The sequence below is a fragment of the Burkholderia sp. BCC0322 genome (assembly GCF_902833045.1).
GTDB lineage: Bacteria > Pseudomonadota > Gammaproteobacteria > Burkholderiales > Burkholderiaceae > Burkholderia.
This window is the reverse complement of the sequence record NZ_CADFDU010000008.1, coordinates 140756-161206: the sequence shown is the minus strand read 5'-3', so window position 1 is coordinate 161206 and position 20451 is coordinate 140756. Positions and strand designations below refer to the sequence as shown.

The window sequence follows — 20451 nt, the reverse complement described above, 5'->3', positions numbered from 1 at the left end:
CGATCAGTCCTGCATTTCGCGGCCCGTGAGCCGCAGGAACACATCTTCGAGATTGGCCGGGCGATGCAGATAGCGCAACCCCGTGCGACCCTTGAGTCGCGCACTGAGCGGTTCCGGGTCGCTCACGTAGCAGAACAGCGTCTCGCCGCTGATCTCGGTGCGCTTCGCGAACGCCGACAGTTCGTCGCGCAGCGTGGCTGGATCGGGCCCGTAGATTTCGATCACGTCGCAGCCGATCTCCGATTCGATCAGTGCGTGCGGCGCGCCTTCGGCGATCTTGCGGCCTTCCTCGATCACGCACAGGCGGTCGCACAGGCGCTCCGCTTCTTCCATGAAGTGCGTGGTGATCAGGATCGTCTTGCCGCGTGCGAGCAGCGAGCGCAGCCGTTCCCACATCAGGTGGCGTGCCTGCGGGTCGAGGCCCGTCGTCGGCTCGTCGAGCACCAGCACATCGGGATCGTTGACGAGCGCGCGGGCGAGTGTCAGGCGGCGCTTCATGCCGCCCGACAATTCGCCGACCTTGGCATTGGCCTTGTTCTCGAGCTTCGCGAATTCGAGCAGCGGCTGCACGAGCGCGTGCGCATCCTGCGCCGACATGCCGAAATAGCGGCTGAACACGAGCAGGTTCTCGCGCACGGTGAAGTCGGGGTCGAGATTGTCGAACTGCGGGACGACCCCGACACGCCGGCGCGCATGCCGTGCACGCGATGGAACCGGTTCGCCGCAGAGCGAAATGGCGCCTGCGTCGGGGTGCGTGAGGCCGAGCAGCATTTTCAGCGTGGTGGTCTTGCCGGCGCCGTTCGGCCCGAGCAGGCCGTAGCATTCGCCGGCCTGTACGGTGAAGGACAGGCCGTTGACGACGAGCTTGTCGCCATAGCGCTTTTCGACGTTCCGGAAATCGATCGGTGCAACGGACATGGGGTGGTTGTCGTTGGAAGCGGGCTCGGACGCGGTCCGCTCCCGGATGCGAGGCCGGTTGGCGAACCGATCGGACGATTGCGTGCCGCACGGGCATGGCCGAAGCACACGACGCCGGCGCCTGCCGGCCTGCTGGAGTGCGAACGGGCCATTCTAGTGCATTGGTTGCGTCTCTTCAGAGCATACCTGCACGGTGCGATGCATGTACGCACCGATCGTGCACCGCATCATCGCGTACGCGCCGAGCGGGGCGAATCAGCGTTTTCCATCCCTTGCGTCCTGAATTGCGGCGCACCATGATGAATGCGTAGGCTCGTTGTTGCGATAGGGAGGCTTCATGGCTAGCTACAACAAGATTCTGTTGTGTTACGACGGCTCGCTCGAAGGGCGCAAGGCCCTGCGCTGCGGCGCCAACCTCGCGATGGACCTGAAGGCCGAGACGCATTTGCTGTCGGTCGTCGATATGCGCTCGAGCATTGCGCAGAGCGCAGGCTTGCTGACCGACGTCGCGTGCGGCCGGTTCGAGGAAACCGCGCGCGAAATCCTGCAGGAAGGGGTGAACTGGCTGCGCGAGCGCGGCGTGCAGGCCGAAGGCCATTTCGCGTTCGGCTATCCGATCGACGAAATCGCGAATCTCGCGACGGAGCTGAAGGTCGACCTCGTCGTTGTCGGCCATCGGTGCCGTAGCGGCTTATCGAGATGGTGGATGGGGTCGGGCAACACGCAACTGCTCGACCGCGTGAACTGCAGCATTCTGGTTGCGTGTTCGTCGGCGCAGGAGCAAAAGGCCGAAATCGCGCGTGAGCGTGAAGCGGCCACGGCGAACGGCAAATGATCCAATGATTCGATGACTGCCTGACCGGCGAATCGCGTCGGTCAGGCGTCATGCCGTACGCGTGGCGCGGGTACCGACCGCGGCCACCCAAGACCTGTCAAGCGTGCAGGTCGATCGCGGACAACTTCCACGAGAACAGGCCGAAGCGGTGGAATATTGCCGCATAGCGCGTGCCGTCGGCACTGCGCTGGTAGGTCACGACGAATTCATCGATATTCCGGTAGCCGGCGCTGGTTTGCTGCTGGTGCGGCGCATGTGTTGCGTCGACCGCGCTTGCCGGTGCGGCAGCGGCGGGTGATTGCGATGACGCGGCCGTGGTGGCCGCGTTGCTGCCCGGAGCGGTCGCGCTCGCCGGAGCCGGATTGGCTGCGGGGGCGGCCGGCGTGTTGCCCGGCGCATGGCTGCCTGGCGGCAAATTCGACCATTCGGGCGGACGCTCACCCGGATTGCCACGCGGCGGCAATCCGCTCATCAGCGCGGCCACGCCCTCCGGGGTGGCGTACGCATCGACCAGGGGGCCGATCAGTGCCGACCCGATCAACGCACCGATCACCGCGAACGGATTGTCCTTCTTCACCGCGTCGATCCGGCGCATCAACTCTTCCGTGACCTGCTGCTTCAGGCTGATGCGCAGCGACGGGAAATCGACATAATCACTGATGGCCTGCGCATCGCGCGCATCGATCGCCGATTTCAGGCGACCGAGCGCGACGTACGGCGACGCGTAGGCATAGCCGATCGCCGCAATGATGGCGACGGCCAGCACGACGATCAGCAGGGGCTTGAGCCGCCATGCGCGGCCCGAAGATCCGGTCACATTGCCTCCGGTGCGGGGATATTCCGCAATCAGAGACCGCCTGGCGTGGCCGATCGTTCCTCCGCGATGCAGCGATCGATCATCCGGCACACGGCATCGATCGTGCCGACCATGATCAGGCGCGAACGGCCGTGATAGACGCGCACCGGCGCGCGGCGCGCGGGTTCGGCGTGATTCAGGCCGGCGTTCAGCGATACCCGCGCGAAAGCGGGAAGCGCCGACGGCAGCAGGGACGCCTGCCGTTCGACTGCGACTTCTTCTTGCACAGGCGCCGCAGCGGACAGCGGTGCGCAGGGCGTGCGGCCGCGCAGGTGACGCAGGCGACCGAATTGACGGAAAGGCAGCAGACGGGAAAGGCGTTCCATGATGTTCTCCTGAGCGAGACGGAATGTCAGAGTTCGCCCGAGCGAATCAGCCCGACGGCGATGCCTTCCAGCGCGAATTCCGCGCTGCCGGCCTTGACGAAGATGTTTTCGTAATCCGGGTTCTCCGCGATCAGCTCGAGACCGCCAGGCCGGCGCATCAGGCGTTTGACCGTGACGTCGTCGCCGAGACGCGCAACGATGATCTGGCCGTCCTTCGCTTCCGTGCGCTTCTGCACGGCGAGGAGGTCGCCGTCGAGGATGCCGGCGTCGCGCATCGACAGGCCGCGCACTTTCAGCAGGTAATCGGGCTTGCTGGAGAACAGCGCGGGATCGCACGCGTAATGCTGCGAGATGTGCTCCTGCGCAAGGATCGGGCTACCGGCCGCGACGCGGCCGACGAGCGGCAGCGACAGCTGCATCAGGCCGGGGTGCGGCAGCGTGAACTGGTGCGGGGCATCGTCGATGCCGAGCAGGCGGATGCCGCGCGATGCGCCGGCGGCCAGCTCGATCACACCCTTGCGCGCCAGCGCGCGCAGGTGCTCCTCGGCAGCATTCGGCGAGCTGAAGCCCAGCTCGGCTGCGATCTCGGCACGAGTGGGCGGGAATCCGGAGCGCTCGATCGCGCGACGGATCAAGTCGAACACTTGCTGCTGACGGGCGGTGAGTTTGGTCATGGCTCAACTGTATGGATAGACAGTGAGCTGTATTTTTATACAGTAGTCCGCGAATTTCAAGTGTTACTTGAGGTTCGACGCGATCGCGCCGGTTCCGGCGCGATCTCGCGACGTCCGGACGCCGGTTCATCTGCCTCAACCGTCCATCCAGCCTGCGTTAGCACTTTTGAGTATTAAAAAATGAGGAACGATTATTTTTAATCATGTAACCCGTTCGTTAGACTGGCCCGACATCGCAATACCGACAACACTGGAGAACCAAGGATGGGCAAGCGCAACACGGGGCTGGCGGGCGGAGTGGGCCGCCTGATCGCAACACTCGCGCTCGGCGCGGCGGCGGCGCTGGGCGTCGCGACGCACGCGCAGGCCGATACGACCTTCCTGAACGTGTCGTACGACCCGACGCGCGAGCTGTATCAGGACTTCAACCAGGCGTTCGGCAAGGAGTGGAAGGCGAAGACGGGCGAGACCGTCAACTTCAAGCAGTCGCACGGCGGTTCGGGCGCGCAGGCGCGCTCGGTGCTCGATGGCCTCCAGGCCGACGTCGTGACGCTGGCGCTGGCGTACGACATCGACGCGCTCGCGAACAAGGGGCTCGTCAGCAAGGACTGGCAGAAGCGGCTGCCCGACAACGCGTCGCCGTACACGTCGACGATCGTGTTCCTGGTGCGCAAGGGCAATCCGAAGGGGATCAAGGACTGGGACGACCTGACCAAGCCGGGCATCTCGATCGTCACGCCGAATCCGAAGACGTCGGGCGGCGCGCGCTGGAACTACCTGGCCGCATGGGCATACGCGGTGCACAAGCCGGGCGGCAACGAGCAGACGGCGAAGGAGTTCGTCACGAAGCTGTACAAGAACGCGGGCGTGCTCGATTCGGGCGCGCGCGGCGCAACCACGAGCTTCGTGCAGCGCGGGATCGGCGACGTGCTGATCGCATGGGAAAACGAGGCATTCCTGTCGGTCAAGGAGTTCGGCACCGACAAGTTCGAGATCGTCGTGCCGTCGGTGAGCATCCTGGCCGAGCCGCCGGTCGCGGTGGTCGACAAGGTGGTCGACAAGAAGGGCACGCGCAAGCTGGCCGATGCATACCTGAACTTCCTGTACAGCCCGCAGGGCCAGGAGATCGCGGCGCGCAACTACTACCGGCCGCGTTCGAAGAACGTGCCGGCGGAGCTGACGAAGCAGTTCCCGAAGCTGAAGCTGTACACGGTCGACGATACCTTCGGCGGCTGGACGAATGCGCAGAAGACGCATTTCGCGGACGGCGGCGTGTTCGATTCGATCTACAAGCCGCAGTAACGCCATAACGACAGCGGCGCGCCACGCAGCGCGCCGCATCCCCGACGGCCCGCCGGCGCGATTCACTGCGCCGGCGTTTGCGTCGGACCCATGAGCAGCATCGACCCAGCAAGAGCATCCGATGACGACGTACACCTTTCGCAAGCCGAGCGCGCTGCCCGGTTTCGGCGTGACGCTAGGCATCACGGTGGCCTATTTGAGCCTCGTGGTGCTGATACCGCTCGCCGCCACGTTCCTGAAGACCGCGACGCTGTCGTGGGACCAGTTCGTCACCGCCGTCACGTCGCCGCGCGTGCTGGCGTCGTACCGGCTGACGTTCTCCGCCGCACTCGGCGGCGCGCTGATCAACGCCGTATTCGGCTTTCTCGTCGCGTGGGTGCTCGTGCGCTACACGTTCCCGTTCAAGCGCCTCGTCGATGCGATCGTCGACCTGCCGTTCGCGCTGCCGACGTCGGTCGCCGGCATTTCGCTCGCGGCCGTTTACGCGACCAACGGCTGGGTCGGCCAGTATCTCGCGCCGCTCGGCATCAAGATCGCGTTCACGCCGGCCGGCGTGCTGGTCGCGCTGACCTTCATCGGGCTGCCGTTCGTCGTGCGCACGGTGCAGCCGGTGCTCGAGGATTTCGAACGCGAGCAGGAAGAGGCCGCCGCGTGCCTCGGCGCGTCGCGCTGGCTGACGTTCCGCCGCGTCGTGCTGCCGGCCGTGCTGCCGGCGCTCCTCACCGGGTTCGCACTCGCGTTCGCGCGCGCGCTCGGGGAATACGGCTCGGTGATCTTCATCGCCGGCAACGTGCCGATGAAATCCGAGATCACGTCGCTGCTGATCATCACGAAGCTCGAACAGTACGACTACGCGGGCGCGACCGCGCTCGCGGTCGTGATGCTCGTCGTGTCGTTCCTGATGCTGCTGCTGATCAACACGCTGCAGTGGTATCTGCAGCGCAGGACGAGCAAGGGCGCAAGCGGGCCCGCGCCCGCCACCGTCACCGCCGTTGCAGCAGGAGGCCAGCAATGAGCCAGGAGGCCACCGTCGTGCTGAAAACCCCGTCGTCGGAAGCGCAAGGGCGCGCCGCGAAGCGGCTCGACCCCGTCAGCGAGTCGCGCGTCGTGCGCTGGCTGCTCACGGGCATCGCGCTGGCGTTCCTCGCGTTCTTCCTCGTCGTGCCGCTCGCCGCGGTGTTCGTCGAGGCGCTGAGAAAGGGCGTCGGCTTCTATCTCGAATCGCTGGCCGACCCCGACGCGTGGTCGGCGATCAAGCTGACCCTGACCGTCGCCGCGATCGCCGTGCCGCTGAACCTCGTGTTCGGCGTGTGCGCATCGTGGGCGATCGCGAAATTCGAATTCCGCGGCAAGGCGCTGCTGACGACGCTGATCGACCTGCCGTTCTCGGTGTCGCCGGTGATCTCGGGCCTCGTGTACGTGCTGCTGTTCGGCGCGCAGGGCTGGCTCGGGCCATGGCTGCAGGATCACGACGTGCAGATCATCTTCGCGGTGCCGGGCATCGTGCTCGCGACGATCTTCGTCACGTTCCCGTTCGTTGCGCGCGAGCTGATTCCGCTGATGCAGGCACAAGGCACGGACGAGGAAGAAGCCGCGCGCGTGCTCGGTGCATCCGGCTGGCAGATCTTCCGCCGCGTGACGTTGCCGAACGTGAGGTGGGGCCTGCTGTACGGCGTGATCCTGTGCAATGCGCGCGCGATGGGCGAGTTCGGCGCGGTATCGGTCGTGTCGGGCCACATCCGCGGCGTGACCGACACGATGCCGCTGCACGTCGAGATCCTGTACAACGAATACAACTTCGCGGCGGCGTTCGCGGTGGCGTCGGTGCTGGCGCTGCTCGCGCTCGTCACGCTCGCGCTGAAGCTGCTGGCCGAGCGCCATCTCGCCGCCGAACTGGCCGGCGCGCGCGACACCGTTCCCGCACATGCCGGCCCCGTCGCCGCCGTTTCGTCGAAATCGTAAAGAGGCAACCAGAATGGGTATCACCGTCCGTAACCTTCAGAAGCGCTTCGGCGATTTCACGGCGCTCGACAACGTATCGCTCGACTTCCCGCCCGGCGAGCTGGTCGCGCTGCTGGGGCCGTCCGGCTGCGGCAAGACCACGCTGCTGCGCGTGATCGCGGGTCTCGAGCACGCGGATGCCGGCCAGGTCGTGTTGCAGGGGCTCGACGTGGCGTCGGTCGGCGCACGTGATCGCCAGGTCGGTTTCGTGTTCCAGCATTACGCATTGTTCCGCCACATGACGGTCTTCGAGAACGTCGCGTTCGGGCTGCGCGTGAAGCCGCGTCGCGAGCGGCCGTCGGAAAGCGCGATCCGCGACAAGGTGCACGAGTTGCTGAAGCTCGTGCAGCTCGACTGGCTCGCGCAGCGCTATCCGTCCGAGCTGTCGGGCGGCCAGCGCCAGCGCATCGCGCTCGCTCGCGCACTCGCGGTCGAGCCGAAGGTGCTGCTGCTCGACGAGCCGTTCGGCGCGCTCGACGCGAAGGTCCGCAAGGAGCTGCGCGGCTGGCTGCGTCGTCTGCACGACGACCTGCACATCTCGACGATCTTCGTCACGCACGACCAGGAGGAGGCGCTGGAAGTCGCGGACCGCATCGTCGTGCTGAACCGCGGCCATGTCGAGCAGGTCGGCAGCCCGCAGGACGTCTACGATCACCCGCAGAGCGCGTTCGTCTACGAGTTCCTCGGCGCGGCCAACCGGCTGCCGGGCACGGTCGCCGGGCGTGGCTTCGTCGCCGAGGGCGCGGCCGCGCCGATCGAGATCGATGCCGATTTCGCCGGCCCCGCGAACGCCTATGTGCGCCCGCACGACCTGCAGCTGTGGCCGATTGGCGAAGGGCACCGCGACGGCATCGCGGTGGACGTGCGCCGCGTGATTCCGCTGGGCGGGTCGGTGCGCGTGGAACTCGAGGCGCGTGCGGGCGGCGCGCTCGAGGCGGAACTCGATCGCGATGCGTGGCGTGCGCTGTCGCTGCAGGTCGGCGATGGTGCGACCGCCGTGCCGCGCGCCGTGAGGGTGTTTCCCGCGCGTTAACGCAAAAATGCAGGGCAGGGGGCGGAAATTGCTCCGATTCGACAATCAAACAACGACAGCCTAAGAGGCATACCCATGAATTTTCAGCAATTGCGGTTCGTGCGCGAAGCGGTGCGCCAGAACATGAACCTGACGGAAGTCGCGAACGTGCTGTACACGTCGCAGTCGGGCGTGTCGAAGCAGATCAAGGATCTCGAGGATGAACTGGGCGTCGACATCTTCATCCGGCGCGGCAAGCGGCTGACGGGGCTCACGGAGCCTGGCAAGGCGGTGCACCAGCTGATCGAGCGGATGCTGCTCGACGCCGAGAACCTGCGTCGTGTCGCGCGCCAGTTCGCCGACCAGGACAGCGGCCACCTCGTCGTCGCGACGACACACACGCAGGCGCGTTACGCGCTGCCGAAGGTGATCCGGCAGTTCACCGACGTGTTCCCGAAGGTGCATCTCGCGCTGCGCCAGGGCAGCCCGCAGCAGATCGCGCAGATGATCCTGAACGGCGAGGCCGATCTCGGCATCTCGACCGAGGCGCTCGACCGCTATCCGGACATCGTCACGTTCCCGTGCTACTCGTGGCACCACACGGTCGTCGTGCCGAAGGGCCATCCGCTCGTCGGTCGCGAGAACCTGACGCTCGAGGAAATCGCCGAGTATCCGATCATCACGTACGACCAGGACTTCACGGGCCGCTCGCATATCGACCAGGCGTTCACGGCGGCGGGCGCCGTGCCCGACGTCGTGCTGACCGCGATCGACGCGGACGTGATCAAGACTTACGTCGAGCTCGGGATGGGGATCGGCGTCGTCGCGGCGATGGCCTACGATCCGCAGCGTGACACGGGGCTCGTCGCGCTCGATACGCAGCACCTGTTCGAGGCGAGCACGACGCGGGTCGGGCTGCGCAAGGGCGCGTTCCTGCGCGCGTATGCATACCGTCTGATCGAGATGTTCGCGCCGCACCTGAACGAAGCGGAAATCGCGGGGATGTTGCGCGAAGCCGTTTGACAGCAGCGCGTCGTGCGCCATCCACGCTATCACCGCGGATGGCGCGACGTACCTGCGCGGGTTGTCATGTATTGGGCGGCGGCAGGCGATCTGCCGCCGCCTTGGTTGTTCGACTCACGGAATCATCGACCGCCATCGCGGTTTCCCGTCCAATTCTTCGCCGCACCCGGCGAACGACATGTATTCGCTTGGCCAGCACAACGACAAGAACAAGCAGGCGCGCTTGAACGCCTCGTTTCGGCGGCGACGATCATCCATACCGGACGATCGGTATCGCTGCAGATATGATTCAATGCGTGTGAATGCCGGCTGACGCAGGTTCGCGTCGCCCCGCGTCACGTTCCTGACGCGCCGGTCCGCGCTGGTGGCGCAACGAGCAACGCCGGGAAGCAGTGCGAAAGGCGCATCCGGCGGGCCGTCCATCTTCACAAAACAATGCATGCGGATTGCCGGTCCCGACAAGCTTGGAGACATGTCGAGTTGCTCGCAACACGCTTGACGAAGAGGTGAACAATGAACCTGAAATGGTTGCTCTTTTCCTTCCAAGGCCGGATCGGACGCCTGCCGTGGTGGATCTACGCGCTGGCTTCCACGGTGCTCAGCGCGATCTTCGACGCGGGTTCCCGCGGCGCGCCGGAAGAGGATCTGCCGGTGCTGGCGATGCCGGTGCTCGTCGCCATTGCGGTCATCGCGGTGTGGTCGTCGATTGCGGTCGGCGTGAAGCGGCTGCACGACATCGACAAGTCGGGATGGTGGATGCTGCTGCTGTTCGTGCCGATCGTCGGCGCGCTTGCGTTGTTCGTGATGAATGGCTTCATCGCCGGCACGCCGCATGCGAACCGCTTCGGCGAGCCGCCGTCAGCCGGCGAAGACGAGCCGGCGCCGCAGGACCCGGCGTGACACGGGCTCCGAATAAACCCTTAAATATTGATCAGACAGGTTGCGCGCCGACACGAATCGGTACAGCATAGCCTTCACTCCGCCGGCGTCCGCCGGCGGTGGCGTGTAAACGACAGCACGCGTCAGGCAGTCGGCCGTCTGCCTCGCTTCCATTTCGTGGTACCGACAGCAGCATCGATGGCCATTGCCCGGGTAGTATGGCGCAAACGTTTGCTTACATTAAAACAACAGTCAAACAATAGTCCGGCCCTCAGGGCCAGTCGCCAGGAGATGAGTATGAATGTCCGCTTTCGCCGTCGCTTCCTGACCGCCGCGCTCGCCGTCGTCGCGGTCGCTGCCGCACCGGCCGTCCACGCGCAGTCTACGGGCAAGCCGAAGGTCGCGCTCGTGATGAAGTCGCTCGCCAACGAGTTCTTCCTGACGATGGAAACGGGCGCGAAGGAATACCAGAAACACAACGCAAGCCAGTTCGACCTGATCACCAACGGCATCAAGGACGAGACCGACACGGCGAACCAGATCCGCATCGTCGAGCAGATGATCGTGTCGAAGGTCGACGCGATCGTGCTCGCGCCGGCTGATTCGAAGGCGCTCGTGCCGGTCGTGAAGAAGGCGGTCGATGCGGGCATCATCGTCGTCAATATCGACAACCGGCTCGATCCCGATGTGCTGAAGTCGAAGAACCTGAACGTGCCGTTCGTCGGTCCGGACAACCGCAAGGGCGCCCGCAAGATCGGCGACTACCTCGCGAAGCGGCTGAAGGCGGGCGACCAGGTCGGCATCGTCGAAGGCGTGTCGACGACGACGAACGCGCAGCAGCGCACGGCCGGTTTCCAGGACGCGATGAAGGCGGGCGGGATGAAGGTCGTGTCGGTGCAATCCGGCGAATGGGAGATCGACAAGGGCAATGCGGTCGCTGCCGCGATGCTCAACGAATACCCGAACCTGAAGGCGCTGCTGTGCGGTAACGACAACATGGCGATCGGCGCCGTGTCGGCCGTGCGCGCGGCCGGCAAGCAGGGCAAGGTGCTCGTGGTCGGCTACGACAACATCAACGCGATCAAGCCGATGCTGAAGGACGGCCGCGTGCTCGCGACCGCCGATCAGTACGCAGCGAAGCAGGCCGTGTTCGGTATCGACACGGCGCTCAAGGCGATCGCGGAGCATCGCAAGCAGGCCGACTTGTCGGGCGTGGTCGAGACGCCGGTGGATCTCGTGACGAAGTGACGCGGCCCCGATGCGGCCGCCGCCCTCAAGAATTCTGCGTGGCGGCCGTTATCCGGGGTGAGCGCGATCACGGCCACTGCATGCACATGCACTTGTGAGCGTCACACCCGCGCGCCGCGTGCGCGCGGCCGCAACCAGGATCGCGATGGACCCGACTTTCCAACCCTCCCGCGCAGCCACTCCCGTGCTGTCCGTATCCGGCATCTGCAAGACCTATGCCGAACCCGTGCTCGCCGACGTCACGCTGTCGCTCGAGCCGGGCCACGCGCTTGCGTTGACGGGTGAGAACGGCGCCGGCAAGAGCACGCTGTCGAAGATCATCGGCGGGCTCGTCGAACCGACCGCCGGCACGATGCAACTCGGCGGCCAGCCATATGCGCCGGCGAGCCGGTCGCAGGCCGAGGCGCTCGGCGTGCGCATGGTGATGCAGGAGTTGAACCTGCTGCCCACACTGACGGTTGCCGAGAACCTGTTCCTGAACCGCCTGCCGCGGCGATTCGGAATCATCGACCGCGCGCGGCTGCGCGACGATGCGCGGGCCGCGATGGCGCAGGTCGGGCTCGACACGGTCGATCCCGATACGCCGGTGGGCGCGCTCGGCATCGGCCACCAGCAGATGGTCGAGATCGCGCGCAACCTGATCGGCGACTGCCGCGTGCTGATTCTCGACGAACCGACCGCGATGCTGACCGCGCGTGAAGTCGAGTTGCTGTTCGAACAGATCGACCGGCTGAAGGCGCGCGGCGTCGCGATCGTCTACATCTCGCACCGGCTCGAGGAACTCGCGCGTGTCGCCGAGCGCGTCGCGGTGCTGCGCGATGGCCGGCTCGTCCATGCGGGCGACATGGCGGCGACGACGTCCGACGGGCTCGTCACGCTGATGGTCGGGCGCGAGATCGGCGAGCACATCGACCTCGGCGAGCGCCATATCGGCGCGCCGCGGCTCGTCGTGTCGGGCCTTACCCGCGGGGCAGCGGTACGCGACGTTTCGCTCGAGGTGCGCGCGGGCGAGATCTTCGGCATCTCGGGGTTGATCGGCGCGGGGCGTACCGAACTGCTGCGGCTGATCTACGGCGCGGATGTGCCGGACGCGGGAACGATCGCGGTCGGCCAGCCGCCGAAGCCGACGCGGATCGCCTCGCCCGTCGAGGCGGTGAAGCACGGCATCGCGCTGATCACCGAGGATCGCAAGGGTGAGGGGTTGCTACTGACGCAGTCGATCACCGCGAACGTGTCGCTCGGCCAGCTCGACCGGCTCGCGCGTGGCGGGATCGTCGACGGCGCGCGCGAAACGGCGCTCGCCGAACGGCAGATCGACGCGCTACGGATCCGCACGCACGGCGCGACGCAGGCGGTCGGCGAGCTGTCGGGCGGCAACCAGCAGAAGGTCGTGATCGGCCGCTGGCTCGCGCGCGACATGGGCGTGCTGCTGTTCGACGAGCCGACGCGCGGGATCGACGTCGGCGCAAAGTTCGAGATCTACACGTTGATGGGCGCGCTCGCGCGCGAAGGCCGGGCGCTCGTCGTCGTGTCGAGCGACCTGCGTGAGCTGATGCTGATCTGCGACCGGATCGGCGTGATGTCAGCCGGCCGCATGACCGCCGTGTTCGAGCGCGGCAACTGGACCCAGGATGCGCTGCTGGCCGCGGCGTTCGCCGGCTTCGGCCGCGAGACGCCGCCGGGCGGCGGGCAGCATCCGGACGCGGGGCAGGCGCCAGGCGCCGCTCCGGGCACTTCGACGACAGGACGACAGCAATGACCCAGCCTCCCGTAACCCCGACCGACACAGGCGCGCAGCAGGACGTGACGGGGCGCCGCGCGCGCACGCTGTCCGGCACGCGGCTCGGCCTGTCGAACTACCTCGGGCTCGCCGGCGCGCTCGCCGCGATGATCGTGCTGTTTTCGACGCTGAGCTCGCATTTCCTGACCTACGACACGTTCAGCACGATCGCGAACCAGATTCCCGATCTCGTCGTCATGTCGGTCGGGATGACCTTCGTGCTGATCATCGCCGGAATCGACCTGTCGGTCGGCTCGGTGCTCGCGCTCGCCGCGTCGATGGTCAGCGTCGCCGCGCTGAAATGGCAGTGGGGGCCGCTGCCGGCCGCGCTGATCGGCATCGCGGTCGCGACCGTCACGGGCGCGCTGACGGGCGCGGTCACGGTCGGCTGGCGAATCCCGTCGTTCATCGTGTCGCTTGGGGTGCTGGAGGCCGCGCGCGGCCTCGCGTACCAGCTGACGAATTCGCGCACGGCCTACATCGGCGACGCGTTCGATTTCCTGTCGAACCCGATCGCGCTCGGTATCTCGCCGGCGTTCCTGATCGCGGTCGCGGTAATGATCGCGGCCCAGTTCGTACTGACGCGCACCGTGTTCGGACGCTATCTCGTCGGAATCGGCACCAACGAAGAAGCCGTCCGACTTGCAGGGGTTAACCCGAGGCCGTATAAAATCCTCGTATTCGCGTTGATGGGCGCGCTCGCAGGGCTTGCGTCGCTGTTCCAGATTTCGCGGCTCGAAGCGGCTGATCCGAATGCGGGCGTCGGCCTCGAACTGCAGGTGATCGCCGCCGTCGTGATTGGCGGCACGAGCCTGATGGGCGGGCGCGGCTCGGTGATCAGCACGTTCTTCGGCGTGTTGATCATCTCCGTGCTGGCCGCGGGGCTGGCGCAGATCGGCGCGAACGAGCCGACGAAACGGATCATCACCGGCGCGGTGATCGTGGTGGCGGTCGTGCTCGATACGTATCGCAGCCGGCGCACGCGCGTGCGGTAGAACGACAGACAGAACAGACCAGAGAGAAACGGGAAATGGCGACGATCAAGGATGTGGCGGCCATGGCGGGCGTGTCGTTTACGACCGTCTCGCACGTGGTGAACAATTCGAGGCCAGTGTCCGCGGACGTGCGCGCGAAGGTCGAGGGCGCAATCCGCGAGCTGAATTACGTGCCGTCGGCGGTGGCACGCTCGCTGAAGGCGCGTGCGACGGCGACCATCGGCCTCGTCGTGCCGAACAGCACGAATCCGTACTTCGCGGAGCTTGCGCGCGGCATCGAGGATCAGTGCGCTGCCAACGGCTATTGCGTGTTCTTCTGCAACTCGGATGACGATCCCGTGAAGCAGCGCAACTACCTGCGCGTGCTGCAGGAAAAGCGCATCGACGGGCTGATCGTTGCGTCGGCGGGCGAGGACGCGGTGCTGGCGCAGACGCTCGCGGACATCCATGCGCCGCTCGTCGTCGTCGACCGCAACATCGAGGGGCTGGCGGCCGACCTCGTGCAGATCGACCACGAGCGCGGTGCGTACCTGGCGACGCGCCATCTGCTCGAGCTCGGGCACGCGAAGATCGGCTGCATCACGGGGCCGACCGACACGGCGGTCAGCGCGATGCGCGTGCACGGCTTCATCCGCGCGATGGCCGAGCGCGGTGTCGACATCGTGCCGGGCGCGATCGCGGAAAGCGACTTTTCGTGCCTAGGCGGTTATCACGCGGCGTCGCGGCTGTTCGAATCGGTGCGGCCGAGCGCGATCTTCGCGGGCAACGACCTGATGGGCGTCGGCGCGCTGCGCGCGGCGGCCGAGCGCGGCATGCGCGTGCCCGACGACTGCTCGATCATCGGGTTCGACGACATCGAATTCTCCCGCTACACGTATCCGGCACTGTCGACGGTCGGCCAGTCGGTGCGCGCCCTCGGCGAAATGGCCGCGCAAACGCTGATCGAGCGGATCGGCGGCGGTTCGGCCGCCGTGCCGAGCCGCCGCCGCGTCGTGTCGCCGCGCCTCGTGCTGCGTGAATCGACGGCGATCTACCGCGAACCGCCGGCATCGGGCGGTCGCGCATGACCGCGCCCGCAGCAGGCGCCGGCCGCGTGACGGTGGTCGGCAGCCTCAACATGGATCTCGTCGTGCGCGCGCCGCGTTTGCCGCTGCCGGGCGAAACGCTCGCCGGTCATGCGTTCGCGCAGGCGGCGGGCGGCAAGGGCGGCAATCAGGCCGTCGCGGCCGCGCGGCTCGGTGCGCGGGTCGCGATGATCGGCTGTGTCGGCGCGGATGCGCACGGCGCGGCGTTGCGCGCGGGCCTCGAAGCCGAGGGGATCGACTGTGCGGGGCTCGCGACGAGCGCGTCGGCGTCGACCGGCGTTGCGCTGATCGTCGTCGACGATGCGAGCCAGAACGCGATCGTGATCGTCGCGGGCGGCAACGGCGAGGTCACGACCGAGACGATCGCACGGCACGAGGCCGCCCTGGCGTCGGCCGATGTGCTGATCTGCCAGCTCGAGACGCCGCCGGACGCGGTGTTCGCGGCGCTGTCGGCCGGGCGTCGGCTCGGCCGCACGGTGGTGCTCAATCCGGCCCCGGCCGTCGCACCGCTGCCGGACGGCTGGCTGCCGCTCGTGGATTACCTGATCCCGAACGAGGTCGAGGCGGCCGCGCTGACCGCGCTGCCGGTGCGGGACCCGGCGGAGGCGGAAGCCGCCGCGCGCGTGCTGCAGGCCGGCGGAGCACGCAACGTGCTGGTGACGCTGGGCGCGCGCGGCGTGCTTGCGCTGACGGCCGATGGCGCGGCACGGCATTATCCGGCGCCGGCCGTGCAGGCCGTCGACACGACGGCGGCCGGCGATACCTTCATCGGCGGCTTTTCCGCGCGGCTCGCGGCGGGCGCGGACGTCGACACGGCCATCCGCTTCGCGCAACGCGCAGCGGCACTGTCGGTCACGCGCGCGGGCGCGCAACCGTCGATTCCAACGCTTGCCGAACTGGCCTGATAGGGCTGGATCATGCATCGCGGCCGGCTCGTCGCGCACGACGGCCGCGTATCCGCCGCTCGCCGGCAGCCGATAAGCTCCCATTGCCTGGCTTGCAGCACATGCTGAAGTGCGCATTTTTCATTCAGCTATTTGTAATAGACAGACGAATAATTCGAAAAAATAGCGGAAACACCATCAAGTTGTGCGGCGCATGGTCGTAAATGCACCGAGCGAAGCAATGCTTCGAAGCGACGGGCCTGTCCCGTCCATCACGACGCAACACAGGAAGGATGATGGTGTTCAAAAACCTGACGATTCGTGCGCGCATCGGTTTCACGATGGCGTTTCTGGCGGTGCTCCTGGGGGTGATCGGCGGGCTCGGCGTATACGGGATGACGCGCGCGAACGATACGACGCGCGAGATTTTCACGAACCAGATGCCGAGCGCGGTCGACGTTTCGGTGGCCGAGATCTACGCTGCACGCGAACGTTTGGCGCTCGACCGTGCGGCGCTCCTGGCCGGCTCGCCGGACGCGGCGGCCGCCGTCGAACGCAGCCGCGCGATGCGCGCGCAGTCCGATACGTGGTGGCAGAAATACCTCGCGTTGCCGCGCGGCCCGGAGGAAGACCGGCTCGCCCAGGACGTCGCCGCAAAGCGGCAGGCGCTGCAGCACGAGTGTGACGCGTTCGCGAGCGTGATCGGGGCGAATCAGGCCGACCGTATCGGCGAAGGCGCGAAGCAGCTCCAGGTGCGCTACAACGACGTCGCGACGGCGAGCGAGGCGCTGCGCAACTTCCAGTTCACCGATGCGCAAGCCGGCTTCGATCACGCGGAATCGGTGTACGACACGCTGCGCGTGCTGGCGATCGTCGCGCTGTTGGCCGGCTTTGGCGCCGCGGTCGTGTCGTGGCTGACGCTGAGCCGCGCGATCGGCCGCCCGATTGCCGACGCGCTCGCGCATTTCGACGCCATTGCTGCGGGCGACCTGCGCCGCCCGATCGTCGTGGACCGGCATGACGAGATGGGCCAGCTTCTCGAGGGCCTCGGCAAGATGCAGCGCGGGCTCGTCGACACGGTGCGCACCGTGCGCGGCGGCAGCGAGTCGATCGCGACCGCGGCGCGCCAGATTGCGGCCGGCAACATCGACCTGTCGTCGCGCACCGAGGAACAGGCCGCGGCGCTGCAGGAAACCGCGTCGAGCATGGAGCAGCTGACCGGCACCGTGAAACAGAACGCGGACAATGCGCGCCAGGCGAGTTCGCTGGCCGCGAATGCGTCGGAGATTGCAAACAAGGGCAATACGGTGGTCCGCCAGGTGGTCGGCACGATGGGCGAGATCAACGACAGCTCGGCAAAGATCGCGGACATCATTGCCATCATCGAAGGAATCGCGTTCCAGACCAACATTCTTGCGCTGAATGCAGCAGTCGAAGCCGCGCGGGCCGGCGAGGAAGGCCGCGGTTTCGCGGTCGTCGCGGGCGAGGTGCGCAGTCTGGCCCAGCGTTCGTCGACCGCGGCCAAGGAGATCAAGGTGCTGATCGACGCATCGGTGGAGCGCATCCGGTCGGGTTCCACGCTGGTCGACGAAGCAGGGCGCACGATGAGCGACGTGATCGGTGCGGTGCAGCGCGTGACCGACATCATGGGCGAGATCGCGGCGGCGTCCGAGGAACAGAGTGGCGGGATCGACCAGGTGGCGCGCGCGGTCGCGCAGATGGACGAGGTCACGCAGCAGAATGCGGCGCTCGTCGAGGAAGCCGCGGCCGCCGCGCAATCGCTCGACGAACAGGCCGGACGCCTGCGTGAAACGGCAGCGGTGTTCCAGCTCGACGACGACACGTCACGCTCCGGCAGCGCGGCTCCGGTTGCGGTGCGTCACGCACCGCGTGCGCCCGCCGCAGCGGTTGCCGCGCCTGCCCAGGCTGCTGCGCGCGACGAGCGCGATGCACCGCCGAAGCGCGCGGCCGCAGCGGCGCCGGTGCGCAAGCCCGCCGCTGCTTCTGCGGCGCCGGCGCAGACTGCCGTTAGTGCCGGCTCGGACGACTGGGAAACCTTCTGATTCGCGCGTGCCGCGCATCTCTCCCCATTTGGTGACGAACGACGCCCGCGACATGCGGGCGTCGTCGTTTCCGCGGCTGAAAAATGTGACAGCCGACGTGTGTCAATGACGATCGCGCATCGTCGCGTGCATCGCGTGACCTGCATCGACGGATGCGTGCACCGGTGCATGCGAAGTTCCCACGTCCGTCGTACGGGTATCTCCGTAAGGGCGCTGCGAAAAAAATTTGTAACGGTACGCGCAACGTGTCGTCGAAAACGGCCGCTCGAACGTATAGGGATGAAGGGGAGAAGTGACGACGCCGGATGTGTCCAACACACAAGACGTTCCGTCGTTCGACGAGATGCGCAGGATGCAGTTTGTGCGACTCGGGAGATCGATTGTAAAACGACGAAATGTGTTGTCCAAGCGGTGTTGTCGAGAATGACGAACTTCGTACGAAGAGTTCGTGAAAAAAAATAAGAAAGGGTTTAGGATGAATTCGAACGCGCTTGCTTCTGCGCAGTCGTACGAAGGCAGGCACGTCTTCAGACTCAGGCGAGGGAGGTAGCATGGATATTTACAGCAGCTTCGCGAACCGCTTCGAAAAAACGCGAGAGGAAGAGCTCTCGCTGGAGGAGTATCTCGCGCTCTGCAAGAACGATCCATCCGCGTACGCGACGGCTGGTGAACGCATGCTGGCAGCAATCGGGGAACCTGAACATGTCGATACCCGCAACGATCCGCGCCTGTCGCGGATCTTTGCGAACAAGGTCATCAAGGTCTATCCCGCGTTCCGTGAGTTCTACGGAATGGAGGAGGTGATCGAGCAGGTGGTCGCCTATTTCCGCCACGCTGCGCAAGGGCTCGAAGAGAAGAAGCAGATCCTCTATCTGCTTGGCCCGGTGGGCGGCGGCAAGTCGTCGATCGCCGAGCGTCTGAAGCAACTGATGGAGCGCGTGCCGTTCTATTCGCTGAAGGGTTCGCCCGTCAACGAATCGCCGCTCGGGCTGTTCGACTACGACGAAGACGGCCCGATCCTCGAGGAACAGTACGGCATTCCGCGCCGCTACCTGAAGAACATCCTGAGTCCGTGGGCCGTCAAGCGGCTGCACGAATACAACGGCGACATCCGCCAGTTCCGCGTGGTGCGCCGCTATCCGTCGATCCTGCGGCAGGTCGGCATCGCGAAGACGGAGCCGGGTGACGAGAACAACCAGGACATCTCGTCGCTGGTCGGCAAGGTCGATATCCGCAAGCTCGAACAGTACGCGCAGGACGACGCCGACGCGTACAGCTACTCGGGAGGCCTGTGCCTGGCGAACCAGGGCCTGCTCGAGTTCGTCGAAATGTTCAAGGCGCCGATCAAGGTGTTGCACCCGCTGCTCACCGCCACCCAGGAAGGCAACTTCAAGGGTACCGAGGGCTTCGGCGCGATTCCGTTCGACGGGATCATCCTCGCGCACTCGAACGAGTCGGAGTGGAAGGCGTTCCGCAACAACCGCAACAACGAGGCACTGCTCGACCGGATCTTCGTCGTGAAGGTGCCGTACTGCCTGCGCGTCTCGGAAGAGACCAAGATCTACGAGAAGCTGATCCGCAACTCGTCGCTGGCCGAGGCCGTCTGCGCGCCGGGCACGCTGAAGATGATGTCGCAGTTCTCGGTGCTGTCTCGCCTGCACGAGCCGGAGAATTCGAGCCTGTTCTCGAAGATGCAGGTGTATGACGGCGAGAACCTCAAGGACACCGATCCGAAGGCGAAGTCGTACCAGGAATACCGCGATTACGCAGGCGTGGACGAAGGGATGACGGGCGTGTCGACGCGCTTCGCGTTCAAGATCCTGTCGCGCGTGTTCAACTTCGATTCGAGCGAGGTTGCGGCCAACCCCGTGCACCTGATGTACGTGCTCGAACAGCAGATCGAACGCGAGCAGTTCCCGCCGGAAACCGAGCAGAAGTACCTGTCCTTCGTGAAGGACGTGCTCGCGTCGCGCTACGCGGAATTCATCGGCAAGGAGATCCAGACAGCCTACCTCGAGTCGTATTCGGAGTATGGCCAGAACATCTTCGACCGCTACGTCACGTATGCGGACTTCTGGATCCAGGACCAGGAATTCCGCGATCACGACACGGGCGAGAGCTTCGACCGCGCCGCGCTGAACGCGGAGCTGGAGAAGATCGAGAAGCCGGCCGGCATCAGTAATCCGAAGGATTACCGCAACGAGATCGTGAACTTCGTGTTGCGTGCACGGGCGGCGAATGCCGGCAAGAACCCCGTGTGGACGAGCTACGAGAAGTTGCGCGTCGTGATCGAGAAGAAGATGTTCTCGAACACCGAGGAACTGTTGCCGGTGATTTCGTTCAACGCCAAGGGTTCGGCGGAGGAGCAGCGCAAGCATGAGGACTTTGTGAACCGGATGGTCGCGAAGGGCTATACGCCGAAGCAGGTGAGGCTGCTTTGCGACTGGTACCTGCGCGTGCGCAAGTCGTCATGACGCGCGCGGTACCGCGCCCGTACGGCGTCGCCGTACGGGCGCTTTCAGAGACGCCGCCGGCATGACGGGAGACGGCATGTGCGGCGAGCGTCCCGG

Annotated in this window: 18 protein-coding genes; 14 read left to right on the top strand and 4 right to left on the bottom strand. The window is 66.0% G+C overall.

Going from position 1 to position 20451, the window contains the following annotated elements; genetic code table 11:
* Window positions 1-3: 3 nt before the first annotated feature.
* A complete protein-coding gene (gene nodI, locus HWX39_RS22690) occupies window positions 4-918 on the bottom strand; it encodes a nodulation factor ABC transporter ATP-binding protein NodI (RefSeq protein WP_244135073.1) in 915 nt (304 codons plus the stop codon).
* A 337-nt stretch (window positions 919-1255) separates the two neighbouring features.
* On the opposite strand from nodI, the gene HWX39_RS22685 reads away from it, so the two are divergent.
* Window positions 1256-1753 carry a universal stress protein gene (locus tag HWX39_RS22685; protein WP_175970075.1) on the top strand — a complete coding sequence of 166 codons (498 nt, stop codon included), beginning with the start codon at window positions 1256-1258 and terminating at the stop codon, window positions 1751-1753.
* A 97-nt stretch (window positions 1754-1850) separates the two neighbouring features.
* Here the strand turns inward: HWX39_RS22685 and HWX39_RS22680 are convergent, their stop codons facing one another.
* Genes HWX39_RS22680 through lexA form a run of 3 tightly spaced genes read right to left on the bottom strand, consistent with a single transcriptional unit; the run spans window position 1851 to window position 3609 of the window.
* Complete coding sequence (locus tag HWX39_RS22680) at window positions 1851-2570, bottom strand: DUF2939 domain-containing protein (RefSeq protein ID WP_175970074.1); 720 nt, start codon at window positions 2568-2570, stop codon at window positions 1851-1853.
* A 29-nt stretch (window positions 2571-2599) separates the two neighbouring features.
* Window positions 2600-2935: a hypothetical protein gene (locus tag HWX39_RS22675; protein WP_043182727.1), complete on the bottom strand. Its 336-nt coding sequence runs from the start codon at window positions 2933-2935 to the stop codon at window positions 2600-2602.
* Window positions 2936-2961: 26 nt separating this feature from the next.
* A complete protein-coding gene (gene lexA / locus HWX39_RS22670; RefSeq protein WP_175012950.1) occupies window positions 2962-3609 on the bottom strand; it encodes a transcriptional repressor LexA in 648 nt (215 codons plus the stop codon).
* A 264-nt stretch (window positions 3610-3873) separates the two neighbouring features.
* On the opposite strand from lexA, the gene HWX39_RS22665 reads away from it, so the two are divergent.
* From HWX39_RS22665 to HWX39_RS22605, 13 genes are all read left to right on the top strand, one after another.
* Window positions 3874-4911 (top strand): sulfate ABC transporter substrate-binding protein, encoded by a 1038-nt coding sequence (locus HWX39_RS22665; protein WP_175970073.1) that lies wholly within the window; start codon window positions 3874-3876, stop codon window positions 4909-4911.
* 121 nt (window positions 4912-5032) lie between these two features.
* Window positions 5033-5926 (top strand): sulfate ABC transporter permease subunit CysT, encoded by an 894-nt coding sequence (cysT, locus tag HWX39_RS22660; RefSeq protein WP_175970072.1) that lies wholly within the window; start codon window positions 5033-5035, stop codon window positions 5924-5926.
* Window positions 5923-6873, top strand: coding sequence for a sulfate ABC transporter permease subunit CysW (cysW, locus tag HWX39_RS22655; protein ID WP_175970071.1), 951 nt, complete (start codon window positions 5923-5925; stop codon window positions 6871-6873). The genes cysT and cysW overlap by 4 nt, the downstream gene beginning before the upstream one ends.
* A 13-nt stretch (window positions 6874-6886) precedes the next feature.
* On the top strand, window positions 6887-7945 hold the full coding sequence (locus tag HWX39_RS22650; RefSeq protein ID WP_175970070.1) for a sulfate ABC transporter ATP-binding protein: 1059 nt from the start codon (window positions 6887-6889) through the stop codon (window positions 7943-7945).
* 75 nt (window positions 7946-8020) lie between these two features.
* Window positions 8021-8947: a CysB family HTH-type transcriptional regulator gene (locus HWX39_RS22645; RefSeq protein WP_175955462.1), complete on the top strand. Its 927-nt coding sequence runs from the start codon at window positions 8021-8023 to the stop codon at window positions 8945-8947.
* 513 nt (window positions 8948-9460) lie between these two features.
* Window positions 9461-9847: a DUF805 domain-containing protein gene (locus HWX39_RS22640; protein WP_175970069.1), complete on the top strand. Its 387-nt coding sequence runs from the start codon at window positions 9461-9463 to the stop codon at window positions 9845-9847.
* A gap of 276 nt (window positions 9848-10123) precedes the next feature.
* Entirely contained in the window at window positions 10124-11074 is a 951-nt protein-coding gene (locus tag HWX39_RS22635) for a sugar ABC transporter substrate-binding protein (RefSeq protein WP_175970068.1), read from the top strand.
* A gap of 145 nt (window positions 11075-11219) precedes the next feature.
* Window positions 11220-12833 carry a sugar ABC transporter ATP-binding protein gene (locus HWX39_RS22630; protein ID WP_175970067.1) on the top strand — a complete coding sequence of 538 codons (1614 nt, stop codon included), beginning with the start codon at window positions 11220-11222 and terminating at the stop codon, window positions 12831-12833.
* The gene (locus HWX39_RS22625; RefSeq protein ID WP_175970066.1) at window positions 12830-13849 is read left to right on the top strand and encodes an ABC transporter permease; all 1020 of its coding nucleotides are present in this window, start codon (window positions 12830-12832) and stop codon (window positions 13847-13849) included. The genes HWX39_RS22630 and HWX39_RS22625 overlap by 4 nt, the downstream gene beginning before the upstream one ends.
* A gap of 35 nt (window positions 13850-13884) precedes the next feature.
* Entirely contained in the window at window positions 13885-14916 is a 1032-nt protein-coding gene (locus tag HWX39_RS22620; protein ID WP_175970065.1) for a LacI family DNA-binding transcriptional regulator, read from the top strand.
* Window positions 14913-15839 carry a ribokinase gene (gene rbsK / locus HWX39_RS22615; RefSeq protein ID WP_175970064.1) on the top strand — a complete coding sequence of 309 codons (927 nt, stop codon included), beginning with the start codon at window positions 14913-14915 and terminating at the stop codon, window positions 15837-15839. The genes HWX39_RS22620 and rbsK overlap by 4 nt, the downstream gene beginning before the upstream one ends.
* A 275-nt stretch (window positions 15840-16114) precedes the next feature.
* Complete coding sequence (locus HWX39_RS22610; RefSeq protein ID WP_175970063.1) at window positions 16115-17881, top strand: methyl-accepting chemotaxis protein; 1767 nt, start codon at window positions 16115-16117, stop codon at window positions 17879-17881.
* Between the two features lie 551 nt (window positions 17882-18432).
* On the top strand, window positions 18433-20355 hold the full coding sequence (locus HWX39_RS22605) for a PrkA family serine protein kinase (RefSeq protein WP_175970062.1): 1923 nt from the start codon (window positions 18433-18435) through the stop codon (window positions 20353-20355).
* Window positions 20356-20451: the final 96 nt, after the last annotated feature.